Annotated in this window: 5 protein-coding genes; 2 read left to right on the forward strand and 3 right to left on the reverse strand. The window is 67.0% G+C overall.

Annotated features, from left to right (window positions below; translation table 11 throughout):
- Window positions 1-172: 172 nt before the first annotated feature.
- Entirely contained in the window at window positions 173-5,635 is a 5,463-nt protein-coding gene (locus AB0J29_RS03425; protein ID WP_364778465.1) for a carboxyl transferase domain-containing protein, read from the reverse strand.
- 225 nt (window positions 5,636-5,860) lie between these two features.
- Here AB0J29_RS03425 and AB0J29_RS03430 point away from each other — a divergent pair, with 225 nt between their 5' ends.
- Window positions 5,861-6,340 carry a hypothetical protein gene (locus AB0J29_RS03430; protein ID WP_364778468.1) on the forward strand — a complete coding sequence of 160 codons (480 nt, stop codon included), beginning with the start codon at window positions 5,861-5,863 and terminating at the stop codon, window positions 6,338-6,340.
- A gap of 17 nt (window positions 6,341-6,357) precedes the next feature.
- Here AB0J29_RS03430 and AB0J29_RS03435 read toward each other — a convergent pair whose 3' ends face one another.
- Window positions 6,358-6,660, reverse strand: coding sequence for a hypothetical protein (locus tag AB0J29_RS03435; RefSeq protein WP_364778471.1), 303 nt, complete (start codon window positions 6,658-6,660; stop codon window positions 6,358-6,360).
- A 314-nt stretch (window positions 6,661-6,974) separates the two neighbouring features.
- Window positions 6,975-7,154, reverse strand: a complete 180-nt coding sequence (locus AB0J29_RS03440) for a hypothetical protein (RefSeq protein WP_364778474.1) — start codon at window positions 7,152-7,154, stop codon at window positions 6,975-6,977.
- A gap of 160 nt (window positions 7,155-7,314) precedes the next feature.
- Here AB0J29_RS03440 and AB0J29_RS03445 point away from each other — a divergent pair, with 160 nt between their 5' ends.
- On the forward strand, window positions 7,315-8,748 hold the full coding sequence (locus tag AB0J29_RS03445; protein WP_364778477.1) for a CYTH and CHAD domain-containing protein: 1,434 nt from the start codon (window positions 7,315-7,317) through the stop codon (window positions 8,746-8,748).
- Window positions 8,749-9,028 lie beyond the last annotated feature (280 nt).

Consider the following 9,028-nt stretch of genomic DNA (forward strand, 5'->3'; position numbering starts at 1 on the left):
CCGTTGTGAGAAGTGCTTCCTCAGCCCTCACGTCATTGTGAGGCGTCGAGTGACACTTGTCAGAGACAAGTTTCAATGGTACTCCGCCACCGAGGCACGGGGGCAATGAAAATCGGCCGTCTCGGGGCCCGATAGGCGCCGAGACGGCCGATTATTTCAGCAATCCAGAGGGTCAGCCGGGCAGGCCGGCCTCGATGGCTTCGATGATGCGGGGGCGCAGTTCGGCGGCACGGACGATGGCATCGACCGAACCGACCTCGACGGCCCGCTGGATATTGTGCACGCGGTCGAATTCCGCTGCGACCTCGCCGAGTTTCTCCGTGCGAACCGACGACCGGACCTCGTCACGTTCCGCGGTCAGTGCCGCACGGTCGGCGCCGACCGCAGTCGCGGCGAGCGCCTCGAGATCCCGCACCCGCGGATCGGCCGCCGTACGCGCGTCGACCTCACCGGAGAACACCACCGCGGCCGCAGGGGCGCCGCCGAGCACCGAGGCGAACGAGCCCTCCAGCGCGAGCACGGTCATATTCGGGTTGAGCAGCTTCGAGAACACCACGAACGCACCACCGTGATACCGCGAGATCACGCAGAACACGATGGGGCCCTCGAAATTCACGATCGCCCTGCCGATCTCGGCACCGTATTCGAGCTGCAACTTCCGCATCGATTCCGGCGAGCCGTCGAAGCCCGACAGGTTCGCCAGCACGACGAGCGGCCGGTTGCCGCTGGCCCCATTGATCGCCCGCGCGGCCTTCTTCGAGGACTGCGGGAACAACGTGCCTGCCGTGTAGGTGTCCGGGCCGTCGGTGGACGGATAGCCGCGGCGCGGCACTCCCCTGGACTCGATACCAAGCAGGCACACCGGGATACCACCGAGCCGCGCATCCTGCACAACGGCGGTCTCGGCGTCGGCCATCCCCGCCCAGCGTTCCAGCACCGGATGGTCCTGATCGGCCACCGCCCGCATCACCGTCCGGATGTCGAACGGCTTCTTGCGGTCCGGATTGGCGGTGGCGGAGAAGATCTCGCCGACCGTGGTGAAGTCACTGCCCGCCACGACATGCGGGAAATCGGAGATGTCGCGATCGACCGGGTCGCTGGTACCCGAGCGTCGCGGCGACTGCTCACCGGGCGCCACATAGGTGTGGTCGTAGTGCGACATCAACACGTCCCGCGCGGCCAGCAGGTTCGGCGCCCAGTACTGCGCCTGCCCGTTCGGGCCCATCACCCGGTCGTAACCGCCGATACCGAAGTTGTCCTCGGCCGACACGCCACCGGAGAAGTCCAGTGCCTGCTTGCCGGTGAGCACCATCGCCGAATCCGGCGTCATCACCAGCACGCCCTTGGTGTGCATGAGCATGGTGGCCTCGGCGTTCCAGTACGGCTGCGCACCGACATTGATGCCCGAGACCACGATATTGATCTCGCCGCCGTCCTGGGTGAATTCGACGATCCGCTTCAGCGCCGCCGCCACCCAGTCCATGTTCTCCGTGCCCGACTGCATCGAGATCCGGGCGCCGGAGGACAGCGCGTACCACTCGAGTGGCACCTGCATCCGTTCGGCCAGGTCCAGCGCGGCGATTACCCGACGGCACTCCGGTTCCGAGAGCGCGCCGAGGGATTTCGTCGGATCACCGAGCAGCACCACCCTGGTGACACCGTCCGGATACTGCTCGGTCGGTGTGGTGACCACGCCCGCGACGATCGCGGCCTTATTACGTCCCTTCGGCCGGTCGACCGGTACGAGCGTGTGGCCAGCGTCGAGGTCGTACTCGGCGAACTCACCGAGCAGACCGGTCAGCTCGTAGGGGTACACGGTGTTGCGGCTGCTGGCCCGCAGCACCTTCTGCCGGTACTCGTCGAGCGGCTCGACCACCTCGTCGGACCGCTCGCCGATGGTCACCTCGGTGCCGCCGGTGGCGTCGAAGGCGATACGCACGGCGACCTTGATCAGCTCACCGGTCTTCCGGTCCCGGTGGCGTGCGATGAGCAGGATCTCCTCCAGCCCCGCGCCCGCGGTCGTCGGCCGCACCCGATCGACGATCATCTCCAGTTCGGCGCGGGTCATCTCGACCGGCGGCCAGATGTACATCACGATCCGGTTGGTGTGGAACCGCTTGGCCGACGGCCGCTGCGACTGTGCCCGGCGGATCGAGTCGAGGCAGGTGGCGATGGTGCTCTCGGCCGTCGGCAGCGCCAGCAACCGGCCGTCGTGCTCACGCAGCGCGGCCAGGTCACGCACCTGCGCGAACGCGACCAGACGCTCGTCGGACGCGTTCTCCTTCGCGATGCAGCGGAACAGGTAGATCTCCTCATCCGAGGACGGGAGCCGAGTGAGATCGAACTTGCGCAACCGCTTCATCTGCATCCGCTCCGCGATGTACGGATGCAGGCCGCGGATCAACCGCTCCTCGACCATGCCGGTGGCGGATGGGCGGAAAGTGAAGTGATGGTGCATCACCGCACCGCCGCTGCCCGCGACGGTCGCGGTGATGCGGTGGATCTGGTTCGGCAACCGCCGCGCACCGAGCCGTTCCTGCAACGCCGCCGCCATCGCGTCGAAGTCCTCCGGCTGTTTCTCCCAGCTCAGGTAGATATCGACCTCGATGGACGCGGCCACACTCGCCAGTTCGGTGAGACCACGCAGCACGGTGTCGAGCGCATCGAAACTCACCGCCGCCGACACCAGGCTCAGGCCCCGGCGCTCAGCGATCACAAAGGTGCACCCACCGGCCTCCCGGGTGTGCACACCGGTCAGACCCTTGTTTCCGTAGTACCGACGGGTCAGCACCTCGAGCATGGCGGTGTTGTCCGCACGGCCGCGCACCAGCCGCTGACCGAGCAGCCGCACCAGCGGCTCGGTGCTGCGCACCATCTCGGAGATGCGATCGGCGCGATCGGGCGTTTCCGGATGTGCGTCGAGGTGGCTCAGCTGCTTACGGACATTGGTGTAGACACGGGCACGGTTGCGCCGCAGCAGCGGCTGGCCGAACCAGGAATACACCAGGCCGCGGGTGAGATCGGCGATCACGGGGAATCGCACCTGCGTCGCGGCCACCAGCCGCTCCAGCGCCAGACCGACCGGCTCGCGCAGCGCCCGGTCCGGCACCGGCTCGCGCAGCCACTCGCGCAGCAGGGTGGTGATGACCGTGACGGTGTCGGACGGCCGCTGCTGGGCGAGGAAGATCCGGAAGACCGCTGCCTCGAGCTCAGGGGAACGATCCAGCTCGGCGACACCGTAATGCCCGAGCGCCTTTGCGAGTTTGGCCTGATACGACTCCGGCAGACCCGCCCGCTCGACATCGAGGCTCTGCAGGTAGGTGTGGAAGTACTCGCGGGCGCTGTGGACATGGCCCTGGCTGCCGTCCTCGTCCGAGGAGCGGTTGTGGCTCAGTTCGGACAGGTCGGAGAACACCTGCACGAGTTCGATTTCGTCGGCGAGCGGGCGGCGGTTGTCCGCCATGGCCGCCCGGCGCACGGCGAGGTAGTGGTCGAGCACTCGGCGCTCGTCATGCGGGTCGACGTCGAAGCCGAGCAGCAAACTGCGCAGGTCCTGCAGGCTGCGGGCCGGACCCTCGTGCGGCCGGACCGGTGCGGGCTCGCCCGGCAGGTCCAGCTCGACAGACTCGACCGCCGCGGCGTCCTCGGCCTCGTCGTCCTCGGCCAGCGGTTCCAGCCGCATCAGCGGCGCGCCGGTCTCGACCTGAGTGCCGACCGAAACGGCGCATTCCTTCAACCGAGCCCGGAACGGCGCGCGCAGCACCGTTTCCATCTTCATGCTCTCCAGCACCAGAACCGGCGCGCCCGCCTCGACCTCGGCACCGACCTCCAGTGGCGTGGCAACGACCAGCGCGGGCGCGGGCGAGCGGACGACACCGCCCTCATCCCGGCTGATCCGATGCGTCACACCGTCGACATCGACCAGATGAATCGGCCCGTGCGTGCCAGTGATCACGCGGTAGCGGGTGCCGTTGACCACGATCTGCCCGGTATGGCGGTCGAAGCGCTCGAGATCGACATCGGCCGCGCGCATATCGCCGCCCGCCTCGATGCCGATGCGGAACCGATGCGCACCGATCCGCGCGACACGGACCCGGTAGCCGACGCCGCGCAACTTGAGCTCGTGCGGTCGGCCGCTCTCGTGCTGCACCTGGGGACGGCCACCGGCCGCCGTGGAAAGCAGCCGGTGCCGCTCGACGCGCTCCTCCTCTTCATAGGCATCGATGGCGGCGACAGCCACCGCGATCGCGGAGTGGCGATGCGATACCAGGCGCCCCTCAGCGCGAACGCGGTCGATCCAGCCGGTGTCGGCGCTGGCGTCGATCACCTCGGGCTGGTTCAGCAGGTCGAGCACGAAGCTCTTGTTGGTCGCGCCGCCCTCGATGACGACCCTGGTCTGCGCCACTGCCCGGCGCAGCCGGCCCAGCGCTTCGTCGCGGTCGCGACCGTAGGCGATGATCTTGGCGATCATCGAGTCGAAGTCGGCGGGAATCGTGTCGCCCTCGCTGACGCCGGTGTCGACTCGAATGCCCGGCCCGGCGGGCAGATCCAGCCGCGCGATGCGGCCCGGCGCGGGCGCGAAGTCGCGGTCCGGATCCTCGGCGTTGAGCCTGGCCTCGATCGCGTGTCCGCGCTCGGCCGGCGGTTCACCCTCGAGCTTGCCGCCCGATGCCACCAGCAACTGCGCCCGAACCAGGTCGAAACCGGTGGTGTACTCGGTGATCGGGTGTTCGACCTGCAGACGGGTGTTGACCTCGAGGAAGGCGAACAGCTCGTCGCCCGGGTGGTACAGGAACTCGACAGTCGCGGCGCCGCGATACTCGACCGCGATCGCCAACCGCTCGGCCGACGCCTTGAGTTCGGCCGTCTGCTCGGGACGCAGCACGGGTGACGCCGACTCCTCGATGACCTTCTGATTGCGCCGTTGCACCGAGCAGTCGCGGACGCCGAGCGCCCATGCGGTCCCCTGGCCGTCCGCGATCACCTGGACCTCGACATGGCGGGCGCCGGTGACCAGCCGTTCCAGGAAGACCACGCCACTGCCGAAGGCGCGCGCGGCCTCCTGACGGGTGCGCTCATAAGCATCGACGAGCTCGGCCTCGTTCGTGATCACCCGGATACCCCGGCCACCACCACCTGCGGTCGCCTTCAGCATCAGCGGGTAGCCGATCTCGGCGGCGGCCGCGCGGGCCGCGTCCACGGTTTCGACCGCGCCGCGGCTCCACGGCGCGACGGGCACGCCGACTTCCTCCGCGATCAGCTTCGCACCGATCTTGTCACCGAGTTTGCGCATGGCCTCCGGGCTCGGGCCGATGAAGGTGACGCCGATCTCCTCGCAGAGTTCCGCGAACGCCGGATCCTCCGCGACGAAACCCCAACCGACCCATGCGGCATCAGCCTTGGTCGTCACCAGAGCGAGCTCGAGCGCCTTCAGATCCAGATACGGGCGCGCGGACGCCGGACCGAGGTCGTACGCGATATCGGCCTCGCGCACGAATGTCGCGTTCCGATCGACGTCGGTGTGCAACGCGACGGTTTCGATCGGTCGCCCGGTCTCCGCGGCCAGATCTCGGACGGCATGGATGAGCCGCATAGCGGCCTCTCCCCGGTTCACGATGGCGATGCGGCTGAACACTCGCCCAACTCCTTCCACTCCATAGCACTGGCCCGGTCGGGCGACGGTTTGCGACTGCCGGTCCCGCGTAGTCTGCACCTCGATCGCGCGTAGGTACACAACGTCAGGTGGTTACCCGCGCGTATCGTGGGAAATTCCTTCTCTGCGCCTATGACACTAGTGGCGGAATTCCTCGGTGGGCCGGCTTCCAGTACCGTACCCATGATCGGGTCGTAGTCGACTTGCGTGTCGATCAAAACAATCGAACGAGCGGGAGCGTCGATTCGCGTCCGATCCCTGCCGGATGCGTTGACCTGCAACCTTTCTCTTGTTTCGGGCGCGGTGTGGGAGGTGATCCGGGTGGCCGACATTCTCGATGTACTGCACGCGCGCTGCGCCGAGGTCGCTGGCGAGGCGATCCTCTCCGGCGAGCAGCACCCGACCCTCACCCTGACCACCCGTGAGGTCGCCGACCTGCTCAACCACGTCGCCGACCTACGCCGCCGCTGCCACGACATCGACCTCGCTTACCGCGAACTCGACCACCGGCACGCCGTGCTCCGCCGAGCTACCAGCGATGCCACCGCATCGCTGGATCGGATCCGGGCCACGCTGGAGCAGCGCACCGCACACCCGGAAGCTCACACCCGCCAGGCCTGCACTATCGCCCGTTTCGCCGCCGAGCACCTCACCGCCGCGCGCCGGAACACCGAGCAGGCGAATTGAGAAGCTGACAGGTCGAGCTACGACAGCAGACGTCCGGCTGCGTCGACGACGGGCGTTTCAGCCGCCGCAGGTCGCAGTAGCTCGTCCGCACTGTGCAGCCACGGTTTGGTTGCGCTGAAGAAGATCGAGGTGTTGATGACCACCAGCAGCAGGCACAGCGGCGGAACGACGGCTATGGCTGTTTTCACGGCCAGCGAAGGCTCGGCGGGATCCGTTGCGTTGAAAGCGTTTCCGAAGACACCGGCGGCGACGCCGCCCAGCAGCAGAACCCCGAAGTACGGTCGGACGATTCCGGTCCGGTACGGCAATGTTCCAACCATCACGTAGCAGTACGCGATCTGAAAGACGGTGCAGCCCAGACAATCGGCCAGAGCCATGCGATGGCCGAGGGCGTTCCGGCCAACCGTGCCAGATGGTGTCCGAATATGAAGGACGCGACCGCCGCAAGTGCCATCAGGACCGAGGCGGACGCGACAGCGACTCTGTTGACGGACAGCCGCGCGGTCCATGGATTCATCCGTTCCTCCAGTGTGCGAAAGCTCGAGAACAGCCAGGCGGATCGTGCGCAGGTAGCGAGTATCTATCGATGGCGCACGGCTGGGGCTACCAGTCACGGGTCGGCGCCGAACCGTGCTCACGAGCGGTGGTGCGCGGCTTCGAAAGTGTCAGAGCACTCGCTCCGGCCGCTGGGCCACCCGTGCTCGGCGAGCTGTGTCAATAGCTGCGCGCGTTGAATTTTCGACGCGTCTGCCGCCGCATGGATGTGGCGTTGTTCGGCGATTTCGGCAACACGAGCGACGAACACGCTGGTCACGACGGCCCCTTCGGGTCTTGTCTTTCTCGGTGCAGCTATGGCCCGACCAGTATGCCCTCGGCTTCGAACCGACACGCGGAATAACGGGTGCGATTGCCCGGCAACTGCCTCGGGGTGATGCCCGCTGTTTCAGGTGCGGTGGGCCGGGAACGCGCAATACATGGAGGAAGCACTGGAACGCGAGACAAAATGGGAGGTCGACGAGGTTTTTACGCTTCCGGCATTGGAAAACCTCGTCTCCGGCAGTCGGATCGAAAAGACGTCGGTCGAATTGACCAGCACCTATTTCGACACCCCCGAGCTGGATCTGCTCGCTCACAATCTCACCCTGCGCCGCCGGGAAGGAACCGACGAATCCGGTTGGCAGTTGAAAGTTCCCCATCCGAGCGGTCGCACCGAATTGCATGCCCCGCTCTCGGCGGAACTGCCGCACGAGTTCGTCGAGGTAGTCGTCGGCGCGGCGCTGGGTAAACAACTGCACGCGGTCGCCACGATTCGCACGCTGCGCCATCGCCACCGCGTACTCGGGCCGGACGGCGAATTGATAGTCGAAGTCGACGACGACATCGTCGACACGACAGCGGCGGACGGAAGTTCCGCCGCCTGGCACGAGGTCGAGGTCGAACTCGGCCCGCGGATCGACGCGGTCCCCGCGGCGCTGGTGGACAGCCTCGCCGAGGCGGGTGCACGCCGGTCGGAGTTTGCCTCCAAGCTGTCTCGCGTGCTACCCGCGCAGCCCGAGCCGGTCACGGAGACCGCGGCGGAACGCGCCATCCGCGCATACCTGTCCCCGCAGATCGACATGATCTTCGCCGGTGACGTCGCTCTGCGTCGCGGCGAGGATCCGATCCACGACACTCGGGTCGCGACGCGGCGCCTGCGTAGCACGCTGCGCGTATTCGGAAAGCTGTTGGACCGCTGCGCCATCAGTGCTGTCGAGGACGAATTGCAGTGGTACGCAGGGGCGCTCGGCGATGTGCGCGACTGCCACGTCCAACATCGCCGTCTGGCCGACCAGATGAACAAACTGCCACCCGAACTCGTCCTCGGTCCGGTCGCCGCGCGCATCGACGCGACGCTCCTGGCCCGACAGGTGCCCAGCCGCAACGCACTCACCGAGGCCATGGACTCGACTCGTTACCTGGGGTTGCTCGCGACCCTGCATACCTGGCAATCGCACCCGCCGTTCAACGGGCGACTTCGCAGACGTGAACTCGTGCAGCGGGCTCGCGCGGCCGCGCGCAAAGCCGATCGTCGGCTCGCGACCGCGCTACACGACCAACGACACGAGTCATTGCACCGCGCCCGCAAGGCCGCCAAACGAGCCCGCTACGCCGCCGAACTACTCGAGCTCGCCGGAAAGCGCAGGCAAGCGAAGCCGAACATCAAGTACTACAAGAAGATTCAACGCGTGCTCGGCGACTACAACGACGGCATCGTATCGTCACGATTCCTGTGGCGCACCGCGACGACCGCGGGCACCGCAGCGGGCGAGAACGGCTTCACCTACGGCCTGCTGTACGCAAACGAACGGCATGCCGCCGACGACGCCCGCCGTAAGGCCGCCGCAATCGCCGCGAACCGATACTCGTGACCCACACCCCGGCGTTGACCGATGCGATCGCGACAATGCGACGACTGCGCACCTCCGAATAGCGGAGCTGTGCGGTATCGACCGCCTGCGCCGCCGCACTGCACCTGATCGCGCGGACGGGGCGCGTACTCGATGCACTGTCCGTCGACGGGGGCAAGCCAGCTATCTTCCCAGACTTCGGGAAGTACGTACCCCAGTGGCGCGTGCGGCGGTTCCGACGGACTCAGCTATTGATCCAGCAACCTGTGAGCGTCCCGCGTCGGCTGGAAGATGTGACACG

The organism is Nocardia sp. NPDC049707, from assembly GCF_040674855.1.
In the GTDB taxonomy this organism is placed as follows: domain Bacteria; phylum Actinomycetota; class Actinomycetes; order Mycobacteriales; family Mycobacteriaceae; genus Nocardia.